Source organism: Campylobacter sp. US25a, from assembly GCF_004379075.1.
Lineage (GTDB): Bacteria > Campylobacterota > Campylobacteria > Campylobacterales > Campylobacteraceae > Campylobacter_D > Campylobacter_D jejuni.
On sequence record NZ_RYYM01000004.1, the window covers coordinates 1 to 19,906 of the forward strand.

Below are 19,906 nucleotides of genomic sequence, written 5' to 3' on the forward strand. Positions count from 1 at the left end.
CTTAGAATCGTGTTTAAAAAAGAGTTTGTTGCTGGTTAGGGTTTTTTAAGAGAATAGGGTGTTTTTAGGGTTTGGAAGGTAATAGAGGATAAAAATTTAAAATTTTCTAAGTTAAAATTACGTAAAATATATTAGCAATATTTTTGAAAAGATGTCGAAAATTTGAAGGCATCAAAATGGATTTTATAAAATTTCTTAATCATTTTCAACCCATATCTAAATCTTCTCAGCAAGCTAGTGTATATAAATCTTTTAAGTTGAATTTAAAACCAAAGATTCTTAATGAAAAAGACGAAAATTCCTCTTCATTTCAAGATCAAAAAACAGATGTAGCTCAAACTATGCTTCAAAGATTAGAAGATGAAAAAGTTTTCAATCAAAAGGTAAGTGATAAAGTGAAAAAAGCTGAAAGAGGTATGACTACTATATATTTTAGAGATCCTATTACAAATAAACTCGTTCGTAGTGCTTTAAGTTCAACAGCCATCAATAAAATGGGGATTGAATTTGACAAAGAAGATATGACTAAAAGACTTGATGGATCATATATATTAAGTGGAAAAGCTGAAAATTTCGTGGCTGGATGGTATGCTGATATAGCATATACTAGAGCTTATGTGGCTAGCGATAGAAATAATGATGGATATTTAGAAGATTATGAGCTTGAAGATACGAAAAGTGGTTTTGTAGCACAGGAAACAAATTTAGGACTTTTTGTGCAATCTTATACACAATTAAATGGTAGCGTGGATACTCTATTTGGTTTTGAAAAAGATTTTAGAGAAATGCGTCCAGATGATACTAAAGATACAGATTATGCTGGTAGAACTATAGGTTTAGAGCTTGATAAAATGATAAGACAAGATGGAGATTTTAATGGAGAGCTTAGTTTTAGCGAAACTGGCATGCAAGCAGTAAAAACCAAAGCTCCAAATTCTGGATGGACTGAAAGCGTAGGTATGTTAACTTTAACTAAATTTAATCAAACTAATACAATAGAAATTAAAGATATCTTGGATAAATTAGGTAAAGGTGTAAAATATGATGATTTAAGTGAAGATGAAAAATCTTTACTTAAAATGCAATTATCTGATAAAATTTTTGATGAAGTTGAAGATAAAGAAACTGGGGGTAAAAAACTTGTTTTTAATCCGGATAAATTTAAAATTTTCTATGAAGGTTTTGTGGATTTATTCAAACAAAGAAGTGCAAAAATGCTAGGTTTAAAACCTAAAGATGCAACTAAACTTAATTATGACAATCTTGGTGAAATTGTCAACGAAATGAAGCAAACTTATTTTGATACAAATTCTACAAGTTATGGAAAAATATCTGATTTGATTAAAATTTGGGCTTAGTTTTTATAATTATCTTATAAAGTGTATTGTTATTTTTATTTTGATATATTGTATTCTTATAAAAAAGTAACTAATAAAAGTTTAGTCATATAGACTAAATAAAATTAAGTATATTTTTTTATATTTATACTTGACAAAATAACACTCAATGTTGTATAATACTTCTAGCAATCAAAAAATAGAGTGCTAAAAATTTAAGGAAAGAGCTATGAAAAGCCGAGATAAAAAGGATTTGATTTTAGATTCCATCATCCAAACTTATCTTTTAGATAATGCTCCTATTGGTTCAAATGAATTGAATTTAAATCTTTGTATTCCTGCTTCAACTATACGCGTTTATCTTAAAAGGCTTAGCGACGAGGGGTTGATCACTCAGCTTCATATAAGTAGTGGTAGAATTCCTACTATTTTGACAATGCAAAATTATTGGCAAAGTTTTTGGAAAAAAGAACAAGATCAAGATATCAATATCAAAAGTGAGAATTTTTTAAAAGAGTTGAGCAAAGAATTTGAAATTTATTGTCTTGTTTATGGTGGTAGAAGCTTAGTACTTAAAGAAGTGCTTGATCTAAATGCTAAGTTTATAGTGCTTGATTTTAAAGAAGAAGAGCTCGTTTTAAAATATGAAAAAGAAGCATGGAATTTTTTACAAAGTCTTATAGGATTAGATCTTTTTAGTATAGAAAGAATAGCTTTGAGAGTTCATTTTATGGATCTTGTAGAAAAAATAGCTAGCTTAAGACAAAATTTGATTTGCTATAGAAGTAATGAAGAAAGAGCTTATCAAATTTATCAAAATGATGAATTTGTTAAGCTCTTAGATTGTGGAGTTCATCGTTATTTTAAAGAAAGTCTTGAATTTGAACCTTTATTTAAAGAAGGTTTTATGGGGCTTAAGGTGGATGCGCAGTTTTTGGGTGAAGATGTAAATATTATCTTAGCAGGTAGTGTTTATACGGATTATAAAAAAATATTACAATACATAAAGGAGGCGGCGTGAGCGAGCAAAAGCAAGAATTTGAAAACGAAAACGCAGAAAATTCTGAACATTTGCAAGATGAGAATTTGCAAAATATCGAAGATGTTGAGCAAAACAAATTGCAAAAAGACTATGATGAATTAAAAGACAAATATATGCGTGCAAACGCTGAATTTGAAAATATTAAAAAAAGAATGGAAAAAGAAAAGCTAAGCGCTATGGCTTATGCAAATGAAAGTTTTGCAAAGGATTTGCTTGATGTTTTAGATGCTTTAGAAGCAGCTATCAATGTCGAATGCCATGATGAAATTAGCTTAAAAATCAAAGAAGGAGTGCAAAACACTTTAGATTTGTTTCTTAAAAAACTTGAAAAGCATGGAGTGGCTCTTATCAAAGAAGAAAAAGAGTTTGATCCAAATTTACATGAGGCAATGTTTCATGTAGATAGTGAAAATCATCAAAGTGGTGAAGTGGTTACCGTGCTTCAAAAAGGCTATAAAATAGCCGATCGCGTAATCCGCCCAACTAAAGTTAGTGTAGCAAAATAAATTTTAAAAAAAGGATAAAAAATGAGTAAAGTTATAGGTATAGATTTAGGAACAACCAATTCTTGTGTTGCTGTGTATGAACGCGGCGAGAGTAAAGTAATCCCAAACAAAGAAGGTAAAAATACAACTCCTTCTGTGGTAGCTTTTACAGATAAAGGCGAGGTTTTAGTAGGAGATAGTGCAAAACGCCAAGCAGTAACTAACCCTGAAAAAACTATTTATTCTATTAAAAGAATTATGGGTTTGATGATCAATGAAGACGCGGCTAAAGAAGCTAAAAACAGACTTCCTTATCATATCACTGAAAGAAATGGTGCTTGTGCGATTGAGATCGCAGGTAAAATTTATACTCCGCAAGAAATTTCAGCAAAAGTTTTAATGAAACTAAAAGAAGATGCTGAAGCTTTCTTGGGCGAGAGTGTTGTAGATGCGGTTATTACCGTGCCTGCATATTTTAACGATGCGCAAAGAAAAGCGACAAAAGAAGCAGGAACGATAGCAGGACTTAATGTATTAAGAATTATCAATGAGCCTACTTCAGCAGCTCTAGCTTATGGACTTGATAAAAAAGATAGTGAAAAAATTGTGGTTTATGATCTAGGTGGGGGAACTTTTGACGTTACTGTGCTTGAAACTGGAGATAATGTGGTAGAAGTTTTAGCAACAGGTGGTAATGCTTTCTTAGGAGGCGATGATTTTGATAATAAACTTATTGATTTTCTAGCTAATGAATTTAAAGATGAAACAGGCATAGATCTTAAAAATGATGTTATGGCTTTACAACGCTTGAAAGAAGCAGCAGAAAACGCTAAAAAAGAATTAAGTTCAGCTAATGAAACTGAAATTAATTTACCATTTATCACAGCAGATGCAAGTGGGCCAAAACATTTGGTTAAAAAACTCACTAGAGCTAAATTTGAAGGTATGATTGATTCTTTAGTGGCTGAAACCATCACTAAAATCAATGAAGTAGTAAGTGACGCAGGTCTTAAAAAAGATGAGATCAAAGAAATCGTTATGGTAGGAGGCTCTACTCGTGTTCCTTTAGTGCAAGAAGAAGTGAAAAAAGCCTTTAATAAAGATCTTAATAAGTCTGTAAATCCTGATGAAGTTGTGGCTATCGGTGCGGCGATTCAAGGTGCGGTTATAAAAGGTGATGTAAAAGATGTGCTTTTACTTGATGTTACTCCGCTCTCTTTGGGTATAGAAACTCTAGGCGGGGTAATGACTAAGATTATCGAAAAAGGTACAACTATTCCAACTAAAAAAGAGCAAGTTTTCTCAACCGCTGAAGATAATCAAAGTGCTGTAACTATCAATGTTTTACAAGGGGAAAGAGAATTTAGTCGTGATAATAAATCTTTAGGAAATTTCAATCTTGAAGGAATTCCACCAGCACCACGCGGTATGCCACAAATCGAAGTTACTTTTGATATCGATGCAAATGGTATTTTAACTGTTTCTGCAAAAGATAAAGCAACAGGTAAGGCTCAAGAGATCAAAATCACAGGTTCAAGCGGACTTAGCGAAGAAGAAATTAATAACATGGTAAAAGATGCCGAACTTCACAAAGAAGAAGATAAAAAACGTAAAGAAGCTGTAGATGCTAGAAATGCAGCTGATAGCTTGGCACATCAAGTAGAAAAATCTTTAAGTGAGTTGGGTGAAAAAGTTGCTGCTGCTGATAAAGAAAATATCCAAAAAGCTCTTGATGATTTGCGCGAGACTTTGAAAAATCAAAATGCAAGCAAAGAAGAGATTGAAAGCAAAATGAAAGCTTTAAGTGAAGTTTCTCATAAGTTAGCTGAAAATATGTATAAAAAAGATGAGCCAAACACAGCCAATGATAAAAAGAAAAAAGATGACGATGTAATCGACGCTGAAGTTGAGTAATCTTTCAAAATCAAAATCTTCATTCAAGCCTTGTTAAAAGGCTTGAACTCAATTCTATTTTATCTTATTTAATTTTTAAAAATTTTTTAGTAGTGATTTTATATAATATATTATTAATAAAAATATAAGGAACACATCATGGAACAAAGCCAATTCCAGCCCATTGTCAACTTTATATGGAGTGTGGCAGATGATTTGCTTCGTGATGTTTATGTAAAGGGCAAATACCGCGATGTTATCTTACCCATGACAATCATAAGAAGAATTGATGCGGTTTTAGAGCCTACAAAAGATAAAGTTCTTAAAACCTACAATACCTATAAAGATGAATTTGAAAATTTAGAAATCTTTGCTAGGTGGAAAACAAGGGAATAAACTAGGCTTTTTTAATTATTCTCGATTTAATCTACAAACCCTTCTAAACGATCCAAAAAACATAAGAATAAATTTTGAAAATTATCTTGATTGTTTTAGTGAAAATATCAAAGATATCATTTTAAAATTTAAATTCAAAAACCAACTCGATACCTTAGAAGAATCCAATATACTTTTTGGTGTTATAGAAAGATTTTGCTCGCCTAAGGTAAATTTCGGTATAGAAGATATTTTAGATGAAAAAGGTAATGTTATCCATAAAGGCTTGAGTAATCTTGGCATGGGGTATGTTTTTGAAGAGCTTATCCGTAAATTTAACGAAGAAAATAATGAAGAAGCCGGAGAGCACTTTACCCCAAGAGAGATTATAGAGCTTATGACTCATCTTGTATTTTTGCCTGTAAAAGAGCAGATCAAACAAGGAACATGGCTTATTTATGATAATGCTTGTGGAAGTGGTGGTATGCTAACAGAATCAAAAGAATTCATCACAGATCCTGAAGGACTTATACAGTCAAAGGCAAATATTTATCTTTACGGACAAGAAATCAACCCTGAAACTTATGCTATATGCAAAGCAGATATGTTAATAAAGGGCGAAGATCCAGATCATATAAAATTTGGTTCTACCTTAAGCAATGATCAACAAAACTTACAATTTGATTTCATGCTTAGCAATCCGCCTTATGGTAAGTCTTGGGAAAATGATCAAAAAATTTTAGGCGTAGAAAAGAAAGGCTCAAATTCAACTTGCAATGACCCAAGATTTAGCGTAGGTATCACAAGCAAAAGCGATGGGCAAATGATGTTTTTGCTCAATATGCTTAGCAAGATGAAAACAGATACTCCTTTAGGCTCTCGCATAGCAAGCGTGCATAATGGCTCATCACTTTTTAACTCAGATAGTGGTATGGTAGCCATAAGAAAACACATCATAGAAAAAGACTATCTTGAAGCTATAGTCGCTCTACCTACAAATATGTTTTACAATACAGGAATTCCTACCTTCATATGGATCATCACTAACAAAAAGCCAGAACATAAAAAAGGTAAAGTCCAGCTTATAAACGCTACAAGCGAAGAGTATTTTTCTAAGATGAAAAAGTCTTTAGGCTCTAAACAAAATGAAATGACAAAAGAACATATAGAAAAAATCACTAAGTTATTTTTAGAAAATGTTCCTAACAAAGACTGCAAAATTTTTGACAATGAAGACTTTGGCTATATTAAAATCACCATAGAAAAACCAAAAAGCATAGAAATTTTAAAAGATGATGAAAAATTTGCAAAATTCAAAGACAAAGATAAAATCTTAGAAAAATTACAAGAATTAGAGCAAAACCCACAAGATTTTGAAGATAGAAACGAATTCATAAGCTTTTTAGGTGTAAAACTCAAAAAAAGCGAAGAAAACCTCATCATCGATAGTGACAAAACCAACAACACCGAAAAGATTCCACTCAAAACAAACATACAAAACTACTATGACACAGAAGTAAAACCCTATGTGAAAAATTCTTGGATAGCTTGGGATAGTGCAAGTGTGGGTTATGAAATACTTTTTAACAAATACTTTTATACCTATACTCCACCAAGAAAACTAGAAGAAATAAACAGCGAATTAGAAAAGCTAGAAAAAGAAGTGCAAGATCTTTTAAGAGAGATCATGCAATGAAAAATTTCAAAGATAGCGGTATAGAATGGCTTGGGGAGATTCCGCAAGATTGGAAAGTAAAAAGATTGCGTTATATTGGATATGTTTTTGGAGGACTTGTAGGAAAGACATCTAAAGATTTTAGTGATGAATATATAAAAGGTTTTAAGCCTTATATAACTTTTAAAAATGTATGCGATAACACTATAATAAACTTTAATAAAATAGAATATGTAAATATAAATGATTTAGAAAAACAAAATAAAGTAATAAAAAATGATATTTTATTTTTACAAAGTAGTGAAACACTTGACGAAATTGGAAAAAGTGCAATTTACTTAAATGATGAAGAAATTTATCTAAATACTTTTTGCAAAGGATTTAGAATTAAAAATTCAGCATTTCCTATATTTTTAAATTATCTTTTTAATAGTTTAACTTATAAAAAATATTTTATATCTAATTGTAGCGGTTTTACAAGAATTAATTTAAGACAAGAACATCTTTTGGATATTCCTTTAATTCTTCCACCCCTAAAAGAGCAAGAACAAATCGCAAATTTTTTAGATGAAAAATGTGAAAAAATAGATTTATTGATAGAAAAAACCGAAAAACAAATAAAACTCATAAAAGAATACAAAACCACACTCATAAACCAAGCCGTTTGCGGTAGGATTGATTTATAAAAAGGAGGAAAACAATGAAAGAAAAATATCAGATATTATCCGCTTTGGTAGTTTTTGATTCTTTACAAAAACAAGGAAAAAATTTATTTGAAATATTAGATTCTTTTATTATGTTTACAATATGCGATAAAAATCTAAATAATTTTACTAGTATTGAGATATATGAATGTCTAAAGAATGAATTTGAATTTGATATACCTAAAGCTGTTATAGAGCAAAGATTAAAAGCAATGACAAAAAATCAAAAATTACAATTAGATACAAATAGTAAAAAATATTCTAATTGTATTGCTGATGATAGTACACGACATATAAAAGATGAATTAGACAAAGTAATAGATGAAGAAAGAAAATTAATAGATCAATTATATATATCTATAGATTCTAATACTATATTAAATAATAGAGAAAAAGAGGCGTTAAATAAAGAATTGATTAATTACTTTTTAGGAAATACGCTTAATAATTATGAAAATGATATTAATAAATTTGTAATTAAAAATATGCATAATCCTATATTAAATAATATATCTAATGGTATTATTTTATATAACGCATTAAGATATAAAGATACATTTGATAATAAAAAATGGGAAAAATTAAATATTTATATAAATATGGAAATTATTTTTCATTTTATGGGATACAATGGAACATTTTTTTCTTCAATAATAAATGAATTATTTGATTTAATTATAGAAATCAATAGAAATAAAAAAGTAATTTATTTATATTATACTCAAAGAGAAGAACAGCGGATAGAAAATTTTTTCAATGCTTTAATAAAAAATCAAAATATTGAAAATAAATTAGCAGCAAAAACAATAAAAAATAGTTGCGGCAATGATGTATTAAAAATTAGGGAAGAAAAAGCAAAATTATTTAAAAAACTTCAAGAAAACACTATATTAAAAAAAGAAATTGACGAGGTAGATTTTAATTTAGAAAAAAATCAACAATACAATATTGTTTCAAGTGATATAAAAGAAAAGTTACCTGAAATTGATGATGAAAAAATAGAATTTTTAAATAAACTAAATATATTAAGAAAAAATAATGGAGCAACTATAGAAAATTCCAAATATTTATTTTTAACTGATGAAAATGAATATAAGGATATTTCAAAATACATAAAAACTACTTTTAATAGCAAAATTCCTATTGCAATACAAGTAATGTTCTTGACTAATATTTTATGGTTAAAACTTGGCAAATTTTCTAAAAGTAATAATAAACCATTAATTTTTAAACCTGAAGTAAGAGCTAGAATATCTATAGCGCTAAATTTGCATAATCGTAATATTAATTTATATAATGAGCTTGACAAAAGAATAAAAGATGGCATGGATGTAGAACTAGCTAAAGAAATTTTGCCTGAAATACTATTATCAGATGTTAAACCTGAAGACATTGATGAAGACAATATAGTTTCTATTTCTAATATGAGTGGCGATTTGGATTATTTTATCCGGCAACATAGTATTAAAGAAGAAAAAATAAATACAATGAAAAATGAAATAGAAACTTTAACCAATGAAGTTAATAAAGTAAATAATGAACATAATAAACTACAAAAAGAAAATGAAGAATTAAAACAAAACAATAAAAGTAAAGATGACGAAATTAAAAACTATAAATATAATGAACTAAAATATAAACAAAAAGAAATTGAAAGAAATAAAAAAGATCTTAAAAATGCGAAAAATTTTCGCAAGTTTATGATTTTAGCATTTTTTATATTTTTATGCATATGTGGTTATCTTGCTGAAAAAAATGAAATTTTAAAACCTATATGGAATATTGTTATAAATATTATCTTACTTTTTTTAAGTAGCATATTAGGCAATAAAATATTCTTTGCAGATAAAATAAAAAAATACGAAGAAGATTTAAAACAATTAGAAGAAGAAATATAAGGAAAAAACAATGACTAACTACCAAGAGAAAGATTTAGAAGATTTCATAGAATCATATTTGTTAGAAAACCATGCCTATATCAAAAGAACAAATGAAAATTACGATAAAAATTTATGTTTAGATATAGAGCTTTTTGAGAATTTTTTACAAGCTACGCAAAGTGTAGCACTCGAAGAGCTTAAAAAGCGTTGTGGGCAAAACTATAAAAAAGAACTTTTTGATCGTATTTTCTCACAGATCAAAGCTAAAGGCATAGTCAAAGCCTTGCAAGGCTATGTGGAGATCAAAGGCATCAAAATTTACCTAGCCTTTGCTAAGCCAAATACCAATGCAAACGAAGAAAGCGTGAAAAAATACGAGCAAAACACCCTTTCTATCATACGCCAGCTTTACTATAGCACGCAAAATAAAAACTCCCTTGATATAGTGATCTTTTTAAATGGCTTGCCTCTTATCACCATAGAGCTTAAAAACCATTTCACCGGACAAAATGTCTTTCACGCCATAAAGCAGTATAAAAAAGACAGAAACCCAAAAGAAGCTATATTTAACTATACGATAGTGCATTTTGCGCTAGATCATGATCTTTGTTACATGAGTACGAAATTAGATCAAGATGCGACTACATTTTTACCTTTTAACCTTGGTTTAAACAATGGTAGTGGCAAAATAGGCCTAGCAAATGGAGCAGGTAATCCGCCAAGTGATGGTATAAAAACAGCTTATTTGTGGGAGAAAATCTTTAAAAAAGATACTTTGCTAAATTTATTTTTTAATTTTGTGCAAGTTGTAAAAAAGAAAAATGAAGAAATCATCATATTTCCTAGATACCATCAATTCGATGTAGTAGAAAAGCTACTCGCCCATGCAAAAGAAAACGGCACAGGGCAACGCTACTTGATCCAGCATAGTGCAGGAAGTGGCAAGAGTAATTCTATATCTTGGCTTGCACATAATCTCGTAAGCTTGCATAGACTTGAAAAAAATATCTTTGATTCTATCATCGTAGTAACCGATAGAAAAGTGCTTGATAGTCAAATAAGAGAAAATGTAAAATCCTTTTCGCAGACAAAAAATTTAGTAGAAGCTATCACTCATGGAAGCAAACAGCTTAAAAATGCTTTAGAAGAAGGTAAGAAAATCATCATCACAACCATACAAAAATTTCCTTTTATTTTAGATGAAATCAAAACTTTAAAAAGCAAAACTTTTGCTATCATTATCGATGAAGCTCATTCAAGTCAAAGCGGAAGCAATGCTCAAAAAATGGCAGAAGCCATAAGGGATAAAAGCGGCGATGAAAGTCAAAATTTAGATGATGAAATTTTAGAAATCATAAAAAATAAAAAACTCCAAAGTAATGCTTCTTATTTTGCATTTACCGCTACGCCTAAGTCAAAAACCTTAGAAATGTTTGGTATGCCTTGTGATGTTAATGGAGAACAAAGGTTTATCCCTTTTCATCTTTACTCGATGAAACAAGCCATAGAAGAAGGATTTATACTTGATGTACTAAAAGGTTATACAACCTATAAAAGTTATTATAAAATCATATCTTGTACAAATGATAATCCAAAATACGATAAAAAAAGAGCAAACACAAAACTAAAAGCCTATGTCCAAAACAATATCAAAACAATCGAACAAAAATCACAAATCATGTGTGAGCATTTTTTCCAAAATAGCTTTAAAAAGATAAATGGTAAAGCAAAAGCTATGATTGTAACAAGCTCAAGAGAAAATGCTGTAAAGTATTATCTTGTTTTTAGGGAATATTTAAGAAAAAATTATCCACATTTTAAAGCCATTGTAGCTTTTTCAGGTGAAGTAAATTTAGAAGGTGAAATTTATAGCGAAAGTGCTTTAAATGGTTTTGCGGAAAATGTTTTAAAAGATGAGTTTAAAAAAGATGAGTATCGTTTTTTAATCGTTGCGGAAAAATACCAAACCGGATTTGATGAGCCATTATTACATACTATGTATGTGGATAAAGCATTAAGTGGGGTAAGTGCAGTACAAACTCTATCAAGACTAAACCGAACTTGCAAAAACAAAGAAAACACTTTTGTGCTAGATTTTGTAAATACTCATGAAGATATAGCAAAATCTTTTAGTGTGTTTTATGAGCAAACTTATTTAAGTGAAGCCACAGATGATAATAGAATTTTTGATTTAAAGGCAAATCTAAATGAGTATGAAATTTATACCCAAGAAGAAATAGATGATTTTGCAAATGCTATTTTAAGAAAAGAAAAAGAAAATATCATTCATGCAAAATTGGACATAATGCTAGATAGATTTAATCAAAAAAGTGATGATGAAAAATTAGATTTTTATAATAAAGCAAAAACTTATCTTAAAGAGTATTCTTTTCTTGCACAAATATTGCCTTATGAAGACATAGAGCTTGAAAAACTCTATATATTACTTAAAAAACTTGCTAGTAAGATCATCTTGCCTAAATCAGAGGATTTAGCTAAAGTAATTTTAGATAATGTGGATTTTGATAGTTATCGCTTACAACTTGATAAAACACAAGATATCATTTTGCAAGGAAATGGAGAGCTAAAGCCTTCATTTGCAGATGGTTCGAGCAAAAGTGTTGAAGCTGAATTAGAAGAACTTTTAAACATCATCAAAGATTTTAATAACAAATACGCAAATATAGACTTTAATGAAAGCGATAGAATCGCTAAAATCTTATACGATATAAAAGATGATATAGCAAAAAATGAAAGAATACGTGAAACTTTTAGCAAATCCGATATGCAAAATTCTCGTATCGAGTTCGATGCACTTTTAAAAGATAAAATTCAAGATATCTTGGAGTTAAATTTAGAACTTTTTAAACAATTTAATCAAAATATAGAATTTAAAGACAAGATAGCAAATACCATGTTTAATATGGTTTGTAATGATTTTTAAAGTATAAAGTTGTCAAAAAAAAGGATAAATTTTTGTGAGTGTAGATTTTTTTAAAACCTTTGATATTTCTAATGCACAACGATCAAAAGCTAAAAAAGTGCAGGGTAAAAAATATGAAATTTTTCTTAATGAAAATGAGCAAAGTCTTATAACTCCTAAAGTGTCTTTTAAAGAAATTTTGAGGTATTATTATCTTTATCCAAAAAATGCCATTCCTTCTTTTAAATTACCTTTTTTTAAGCCTGATTTGAGTGATTTTAGCACCCCACATATTACTTGGCTTGGGCATTCTTCGCTTTTTATAAATTTTAAAGAATATAAAATTTTGATTGATCCTATTTTTAACACTCATGCTTCGCCTATTTCTTTTATCAACAAGGCTTTTAAAAATGCTCCTGTTTATAATGTAAATGATTTTAATGAAATTTTTGCTGTGATTATCACGCATTCGCATTTTGATCATTTAGATGCTAAGAGTATAAAAGCTTTAAAAGAAAAAGCACGATTTTTTATCACACCTTTAAAAGTGGGAAATTATCTAAAAAGCTATGGGGTGAGTGAGAAAAAAATCATAGAGCTTGATTGGTGGAGTGGCATAGAATTTGGTGATTTAAAAATCATTGCAACACCTGCACAACACAGTTCAAGTAGGGGAGATGGTAAAAACAAAACCCTTTGGGCTTCTTTTGTGATGGAATTTTTAAGTGTAGATAAGAGAGTGTTTTTTAGCGCAGATGGAGGGTATTTTACACATTTTAAAAAAATAGGTGAGTATTTTGGAGATTTTGACTTAGCTTGTCTTGAAAGCGGACAATTTAATATCGCCTGGCCATATTCACACTCTTTTCCTGAGCAAATTTTAAAAGAAGCAAAAGATCTTAATGCAAAAGCTGTCATGCCTATACATTGGGGGAGATTTTTAGCAGGAACTCATGCGTGGAATGAGGTGGTAAAATTTCTTTATGAAAATTTAGATTTACCTCTTATCACGCCAAAAATGGGTGAGGCTTATAAAATAGGGGTTAAATTCGAACAGGATTTTTGGTGGAAAGAAGGATAAATTAACACAAGTTTATAATTTATATTTTGGTTTTTGCTATAGTTTTATAAAACTAAAAAGGAGATTTTATGAAAATCATTCAATGGAATGGAGCAGAATTTATCCCAAAAGAAGTGAAAATCAATGTTTTAATTGACAATGAAAAAGGCAAAGAAATTCAAATTTTATTAGCTAAAGATAGTGTGATGAAAGAGCATAAAGCTCCTTTTGCTATACATGTTCAAGTTTTAAGCGGTAAAATTTGGTTTGAAATGGAAAAGGAAAAATTTGAATTAAATGCTTTAGATATGATAAGCCTAGAGGCAAATGTAGCACATTCTTTAGGTGGATTAGAAAATTCTATAATAAGGTTGAGTTTAAATAAATCAGATAGTGTTCAAAGGGTAAATGCTGTGCTTATTAAGCCTTAAAGTAATTTTAAGACTTAATAAGAAGCAATGAAATTTGCTATTCTTTCTAAACCTTTTTTGATAAGCTCATCGCTTGTGGCATAAGAAAGTCTGAAGTATCCATCCATTCCAAAACCTATACCTGGAACAACGGCAACTTTTTCTTGTTCAAGCAATTTTTGGCAAAATTTCATAGAATCTTTTTCTATTTTTTGTATATTTACAAAAAGATAAAAAGCACCTTCTGGTTTATAAACACTGATATTTGGGATTTGTTTAAGCATATCTAAGGCTAAGTTACGGCGTTTTTCAAAGGCTTGACGCATTTTTTCTATATCTTCATCACATTCTCCATTTAAAGCAGGAATGGCTGCATGTTGAGTGATGGAGCAAATATTCGAAGTGCTTTGTCCTTGAAGTCTTTTAACGGCTGAAATTAGGGCTTTATTTTTGCTTGCCATATAGCCAAAACGCCATCCTGGCATAGCTCCACATTTGCTAAGTCCGTTAATAGTCACAGTGCGTTTTAAAGCATCTTCGCTTACACTTGCAAAAGCTACAAAATCAAAACTATCATAGCGAAGTTTTTCATACATTTCATCACTTAAAACAGTAATTTGAGTTCCTTCTAAAACTTTAGCAATTTGAGTTAATTCTTCTTTAGAATAAATCGATCCTACAGGATTTGAAGGAGAATTTAGCATCAAAACCTTGGTTTTAGCTGTGATAGCTTTTTTTAGTTGTTCAGCGGTAATTTTAAAGCCATTTTCTTCCAAGCCTTCTATAAATACAGGTTTTCCGCCTGAAAATTTTACCATTTCAGGATAGCTTACCCAGTAAGGACTAGGGATAATGACTTCATCATCTTTTTCTACTAAACATTCTATACATTCAAAAAGAGAGTGTTTTGCGCCTACATTGGTGATAATTTCATTTGTTTCATAATCAAGATTATTATCTTTTTTAAATTTGGTTTGAATAGCTTTTAATACTTCAGGAATTCCCGCAACAGCAGTGTATTTTCCACATCCTTTTTCAATAGCATTTATGGCGGCATTTTTGATGGTTTGCGGTGTGTCAAAATCAGGTTCGCCTGCTGAAAAACTAATGATATCCTCGCCTTTAGCTTTAAGTTCATTAGCAAGTGCAGTGATGGCTAAAGTGATAGATTCTTCTAAAACTTGAGATCTTTTTGTAAGCATTTTTCAATCCTTAATAGTTTTTGTTTAATTTTAGCAGAAAATTGCATTTTTGTAATAAATTTAATTTAAAAATGAGTTATAAATTTCAGCAAATGTGAAAATTTGTATTAATTTTGTAGGAAAAATTAATACGCATAATAATATGTATAATTTTATGTATTATAAAAAATTATTATTTTTGTGATTCAGGTCGTTTTAATATAAGATTTTCAAGTTCTAAAATTTTCTTTTCTAACTTTTCTAGTTTGTCATCGCAATTTGCATCTATAGCTCTAATGTTTTTATTTTTACGCTCTTCGATAATATAAGCAGGAATTCCAACGGCAGTTAAATTTGCACCTACATCTTTAACCACTACAGCATTTGAGCCTATTTTGGCATTTTCTCCTATGGTGATATTGCCAAGTACTTTTGCACCTGAGCCTATGATCACTCCTTTTTTGATGGTTGGATGGCGTTTGATTCCTTTTTCAAGGCTTGTTCCACCTAAAGTAACGCCTTGATAAATTAAAACATCATCTTCTATGATCGCTGTTTGACCTATAACCACCCCATTGGCATGATCTATAAAAATACGTCTTCCAAGTTTTGCTCCAGGATGTAAATCTACTCCAGTTAGAAATTGCGAAATTCCACTAATCATTCTGGCAATGCGTTTAAAATTTCTTATGTAAAAAAAATGTGCAAAACGGTAATTTACCACAGCCCATACTCCAGGGTAATTAAAAAAAAGTTCTATAGAAGAATTAAAAGCTGGATCTTGTGCCTTTGGTTGAGAAAAATCTTCTTTTATAATACCCCAAAAATTCATCTAAACTCCTATACTTTTTAAATAACCATTATCATTTAAGAAGAGATAAAGTTCCCCTAAAATATGTTTTTTTTGTTTGTCATTGACAAGCTTAGAATTACTTATGCGTTCATTAAGTATATTCATGATAGCGTGTATATCATAGTCTAAATCTTCTAAGGCATCAAGTATGGATTGTGCTTCTATAATCCCCTCAACTTCATAGCCTTTTTCATTGATACTTATAATAGCTTCAGTAGGATGAGTAAAAAGATTGTGTTTCATTCCAAGTACTTCTTGATAGGCACCTACAAGGAAAAACCCTAGAAAATAATTTTCTTTTTCTACATCTACATCGTGTAAAAATAAAGGCTTATCTTTAGAGTATGAAATTTCTCCATCACTATCGCAGGTTATATCCCAAATACTTGCACTTCGAGTCGGTTCTTCATCTAAGCGATCAAGTGGCATGATGGGGAAATTCTGTTCTAAGCCCCAAAAATCAGGTATGCTTTGAAAGAGCGAAAAATTTACCAAATACCTTTCTTGTACTTCATCTTGTATGGCAAGTAAATCCGCAGGATTTTGCTTATCGCCTAAAAGCAAGATGGCTTTTTTTGTAATCAAATGAGTTAAAATTTCAGCATTGGAGCGATCTTGTAAATCCACATAGCCCAAATCAAAAAGAGTTAAAATACTCTCTAAATGATCTATGCTATCGTGCAAGTATTCTAATGCATTGGAAGGTTTTATGCTTTTATAAAGATCATAAAGCTCATCGATAAGTTTTGGATTTTGTTTTTTAAGTATGAGTTTGTTTTCTGCATATTCTTGAGAAAAAAGTTCCAATACAGGAGCGATTAAAACAGCGTGATTAGCTGCTACAAAACGTCCACTTTCTATAAAAATATCAGGTTCTAAATCTTTTTTTTGTTCAGCTATGTTTTTTAGGATAAAAACTACATCGTTAGCGTATTCTCTTAGGGTGTAATTTCTACTTTTTTCATTTTTAAATTGTGAGTATTCTACAGCCAAACCACCACCAAGATTAATAGCTTTTAGATTTTTAGCCCCCATTTTTCTAAGTTCTGTATAGATATTTCCTGCTTCATTTAGGGCTTTTTTTAAAGGATGAATTTCGGTAATTTGTGAGCCTAGATGAAAGTGAATCATGGTAAATTGTTCTAAAAGTTTGTTTTCTTTGAGTAAATTTACTGCTTCTATGAGTTCAGTGGATGTAAGTCCAAATTTAGAATTAATCCCACCGCTTTTTGCCCAAATTCCAACTCCAGCAGAATGCAAACGCACGCGTAAGCCTATATTTGGTTTAGGTTTAAAGCGTTCTTTGGCTATGTCTATGATAGCTTCAAGTTCATTAAGTCCTTCTATGGTTAAAGTGATATTATGTCCCATTTCAGCTGCGATAAAGCCTATATTGATAAGTTCTCTATCTTTAAAGCCATTTACTGTAATAGGTGCGCCTTCGTTATTATAAGCCATAGCGAGTAAAAGCTCTGCCTTAGAACCTGCTTCAAGTCCGTAGTTATAGTCTTTTCCAAGCTTTACAAGATTTTTTACAAAACCAGGGTATTGATTGACCTTTAAAGGATAAACAGCGTTAAATCCTCCTTTATAGCCAAATTCCTTTCTTGCTTTATTGAAATTTCCGTAAATATTTTCAATTTGTTTTTGAATAAGATGAGGAAATCTTAAAAGTAAAGGCCCCTTGTATCCATCGTCTCTTAATTCTTTAACTATATCAATAATAGCAGGTTTTTTCTCATGATTGATACAAACTTTACCATTTTTGATAATAAAATTTTCATTTCCCCAAATATCAATACCATAATCCATTATAAAACCTTCTTTAAGTCTGAAATTTTAATCATTTTTTCTTCTTTTTTTGCTAAATTTTTATAAAACAAACTTTCATTTTGTGCTTCATTTTCTCCCATACAAAGAAAAATTTCAGCATTATTTTTATCCGCGTTTTCGAGATGTTTAGCTAGTTTTCTTGCCTCATAGCTTAAAAACACTTTATATTCTTTTCTTAAATTTGTAGCGATATGCAAAAGTTTTTGGATATAAATTTCATCCATAGCACAAAGATAAATTCCTTCTCTTTGGACTTTTTCTTCTTTTTGTTCTAAAATAGCTATAATTCTTTCTATGCCCATGGCAAAACCTACACCATAGCCACTTTTTCCGCCTAAATATTCTATCAATCTATCGTACCGCCCGCCCCCTGCTATGGCTGCTTTTGCACCAATTTCATCGCTAATGAATTCAAAAGCCGTTTTAGAGTAGTAATCAAGCCCTCTAACAAGCTTAGGATCCACTTCAAAATCCACTCCATTTTCTTTTAAAACGTTTTGTAAAATTTCAAAGTCTTTTTGGCAAGATGAGCATAAATTTTGATTTAAAAGCGGAACATCGTTAAGTAGGCTTTGGCAATGCTCATTTTTACAGTCTAAAACACGAATGGGATTTAAGTTTTTTCTACGCAAACAATCCTCGCAAAAACCTTCTTTGCTATCTAAAAAATGTATTAAATTTTCACGATATTTTGGCATACATTCTAAACAACCTAAAGAGTTAATCAGTAGTTTAAATTTAATATCTAAGCGTGAAAAAATTTCTACTAACATTAAAATAATACTTGCATCTTCATAAACGCTTGCGTTTCCAAAACTTTCAACGCCAAATTGATGAAATTCTCTTAAGCGTCCCTTTTGGGGTCTTTCATAGCGGAACATGGAACCATGATAAAACCATCTTTTCACACTAGTGTTTTTATCGAGTTTTTTTTCTATATAGGCACGCACCACCCCAGCAGTTCCTTCAGGACGCATACAAACATGATTTTCGCCTTTATCGATAAATTCATACATTTCTTTGCCTACTATATCAGAACTTTCTCCTACGCTTCTTTTAAAAAGGGTGCAAAGTTCTAAATGCGGTGTATTGATAAAAGTAAAGCCATAGTTTTTAGCTACTTCTTCACAGGTTTTAATCACTTTTTCATAATAATATGCATCTTTATCTAATAAATCTTTCATTCCTTTTAAAGCGTTAATCATTTAAAAATTCCTTTATTTGTTGGTGTAATTTTTCTTTACTTTCTTTTGCGTCAAGTGTTAAAATTTCTACAGAAATTTTTTCTTTTAAAAAATGAAGCACTTTTTCGAGTTTATCTTGCACGCTTAAAAAATACTCAATGCCACGTTTTTCTATGCTATCTAGTTCTTTTTGACTGAGGCGTTCTTGGATAAGGTTTGCATCTCCTTTTAAAAAGATAATTTTTTGTGGAAAAAAATTTTCTAAAGCAAAACTATTTAAAGCAAAAAGCAAATCGTTTTCAAAATCTTTGGCATAAGCCATGCCTGAAATAAAACTTCTATCGCTAATAATGAGTTTGTTTTGATTGGTTTTTAAGATTTCTTCAAAATGTTGAGCACGATCAGCTAAAAAAAGCAAGAGTTCAGCTCTTTTGCTAATAGGATGAGTTTTATTAAGTAAAATTTTTCTTAAATGTTTTCCAAGTTCTGTTCCGCCAGGTTCGAGTGTAAAAATGGCGTCTTTGTAAATTTCTTTTAAAAGTGAAATTTGCGTACTTTTTCCTACGCAGTCAATACCTTCAAAAACTACATACAAGATTGATCCTTTAAAAAAGGTAGAATTTCTTTTGGAACAAGAGAACTTACATCGCCCCCATGTGCTACTATAGAGCGAACAATAGAACTTGAAATAAAAGCATGTTTTAGACTCGGCATAAGATAAATGGTTTCCATATCTTCCCAAAGTGCGTGATTTGCATAGCCAATTTGCAATTCGTATTCAAAATCACTCACCGCTCTAAGTCCACGGATTATAGTATTAACTTTTAATTCTTTGGCTAAATCTACAAGTAAATTATCAAAAGCAATGATTTTAACATTTTTTAAATTTTGTGTTGCAAGCAGGGCTAGTTCTTTGCGTTTTTCTAAATCATAGCAAGGTTTTTTATGTTCACTTTTTGCTATGGCAACGATGACTTCATCAAAAATTTTTAAAGCCCGTTTTATAACATCTAAATGCCCGTTGGTAATAGGATCAAAAGTCCCAGGATATAAACAAGTCATTTTTGCTCC

15 protein-coding genes and 1 pseudogene are annotated in these 19,906 nt (G+C 30.3%); 10 read left to right on the forward strand and 6 right to left on the reverse strand.

Annotation, left to right across the window (positions count from 1 at the left end; genetic code table 11):
* Positions 1–176: 176 nt before the first annotated feature.
* The 10 genes and pseudogenes from ELQ12_RS04180 to ELQ12_RS04225 all read left to right on the forward strand — a co-directional run bounded on the left by ELQ12_RS04180 (position 177) and on the right by ELQ12_RS04225 (position 13,805).
* Positions 177–1,358: a hypothetical protein gene (locus ELQ12_RS04180; RefSeq protein ID WP_134264583.1), complete on the forward strand. Its 1,182-nt coding sequence runs from the start codon at positions 177–179 to the stop codon at positions 1,356–1,358.
* Between the two features lie 208 nt (positions 1,359–1,566).
* Complete coding sequence (locus ELQ12_RS04185; RefSeq protein WP_002880628.1) at positions 1,567–2,358, forward strand: HrcA family transcriptional regulator; 792 nt, start codon at positions 1,567–1,569, stop codon at positions 2,356–2,358.
* Entirely contained in the window at positions 2,355–2,885 is a 531-nt protein-coding gene (gene grpE, locus ELQ12_RS04190; RefSeq protein ID WP_002790452.1) for a nucleotide exchange factor GrpE, read from the forward strand. The genes ELQ12_RS04185 and grpE overlap by 4 nt, the downstream gene beginning before the upstream one ends.
* 21 nt (positions 2,886–2,906) lie before the next feature.
* Positions 2,907–4,778, forward strand: coding sequence for a molecular chaperone DnaK (dnaK, locus tag ELQ12_RS04195; RefSeq protein WP_002856760.1), 1,872 nt, complete (start codon positions 2,907–2,909; stop codon positions 4,776–4,778).
* 138 nt (positions 4,779–4,916) lie between these two features.
* Positions 4,917–6,828, forward strand: a pseudogene (locus ELQ12_RS04200) (class I SAM-dependent DNA methyltransferase).
* Positions 6,825–7,493 carry a restriction endonuclease subunit S gene (locus ELQ12_RS04205; protein WP_134264584.1) on the forward strand — a complete coding sequence of 223 codons (669 nt, stop codon included), beginning with the start codon at positions 6,825–6,827 and terminating at the stop codon, positions 7,491–7,493. Before ELQ12_RS04200 ends, ELQ12_RS04205 begins: the two are co-directional and overlap by 4 nt.
* Positions 7,494–7,507: 14 nt before the next feature.
* The gene (locus tag ELQ12_RS04210; RefSeq protein ID WP_057043419.1) at positions 7,508–9,409 is read left to right on the forward strand and encodes a hypothetical protein; all 1,902 of its coding nucleotides are present in this window, start codon (positions 7,508–7,510) and stop codon (positions 9,407–9,409) included.
* A 10-nt stretch (positions 9,410–9,419) separates the two neighbouring features.
* The gene (locus tag ELQ12_RS04215; RefSeq protein ID WP_134264585.1) at positions 9,420–12,335 is read left to right on the forward strand and encodes a DEAD/DEAH box helicase family protein; all 2,916 of its coding nucleotides are present in this window, start codon (positions 9,420–9,422) and stop codon (positions 12,333–12,335) included.
* Between the two features lie 34 nt (positions 12,336–12,369).
* Complete coding sequence (locus ELQ12_RS04220) at positions 12,370–13,395, forward strand: MBL fold metallo-hydrolase (protein ID WP_134264586.1); 1,026 nt, start codon at positions 12,370–12,372, stop codon at positions 13,393–13,395.
* Between the two features lie 68 nt (positions 13,396–13,463).
* A complete protein-coding gene (locus ELQ12_RS04225; RefSeq protein ID WP_070261315.1) occupies positions 13,464–13,805 on the forward strand; it encodes a cupin domain-containing protein in 342 nt (113 codons plus the stop codon).
* 14 nt (positions 13,806–13,819) lie between these two features.
* Here the strand turns inward: ELQ12_RS04225 and ELQ12_RS04230 are convergent, their stop codons facing one another.
* The 6 genes from ELQ12_RS04230 to coaD all read right to left on the reverse strand — a co-directional run bounded on the left by ELQ12_RS04230 (position 13,820) and on the right by coaD (position 19,897).
* Positions 13,820–14,986, reverse strand: coding sequence for a pyridoxal phosphate-dependent aminotransferase (locus ELQ12_RS04230; protein WP_070261316.1), 1,167 nt, complete (start codon positions 14,984–14,986; stop codon positions 13,820–13,822).
* 172 nt (positions 14,987–15,158) lie between these two features.
* Positions 15,159–15,797, reverse strand: coding sequence for a serine O-acetyltransferase (cysE, locus tag ELQ12_RS04235; RefSeq protein ID WP_002880640.1), 639 nt, complete (start codon positions 15,795–15,797; stop codon positions 15,159–15,161).
* Positions 15,798–17,633 carry a biosynthetic arginine decarboxylase gene (speA, locus tag ELQ12_RS04240; RefSeq protein ID WP_074487182.1) on the reverse strand — a complete coding sequence of 612 codons (1,836 nt, stop codon included), beginning with the start codon at positions 17,631–17,633 and terminating at the stop codon, positions 15,798–15,800.
* On the reverse strand, positions 17,630–18,856 hold the full coding sequence (gene hisS / locus ELQ12_RS04245) for a histidine--tRNA ligase (protein ID WP_134264587.1): 1,227 nt from the start codon (positions 18,854–18,856) through the stop codon (positions 17,630–17,632). The genes speA and hisS overlap by 4 nt, the downstream gene beginning before the upstream one ends.
* Positions 18,849–19,430 carry a dTMP kinase gene (gene tmk, locus ELQ12_RS04250; protein WP_070261319.1) on the reverse strand — a complete coding sequence of 194 codons (582 nt, stop codon included), beginning with the start codon at positions 19,428–19,430 and terminating at the stop codon, positions 18,849–18,851. The genes hisS and tmk overlap by 8 nt, the downstream gene beginning before the upstream one ends.
* Positions 19,421–19,897, reverse strand: coding sequence for a pantetheine-phosphate adenylyltransferase (gene coaD, locus ELQ12_RS04255; RefSeq protein ID WP_002852633.1), 477 nt, complete (start codon positions 19,895–19,897; stop codon positions 19,421–19,423). The genes tmk and coaD overlap by 10 nt, the downstream gene beginning before the upstream one ends.
* Positions 19,898–19,906 lie beyond the last annotated feature (9 nt).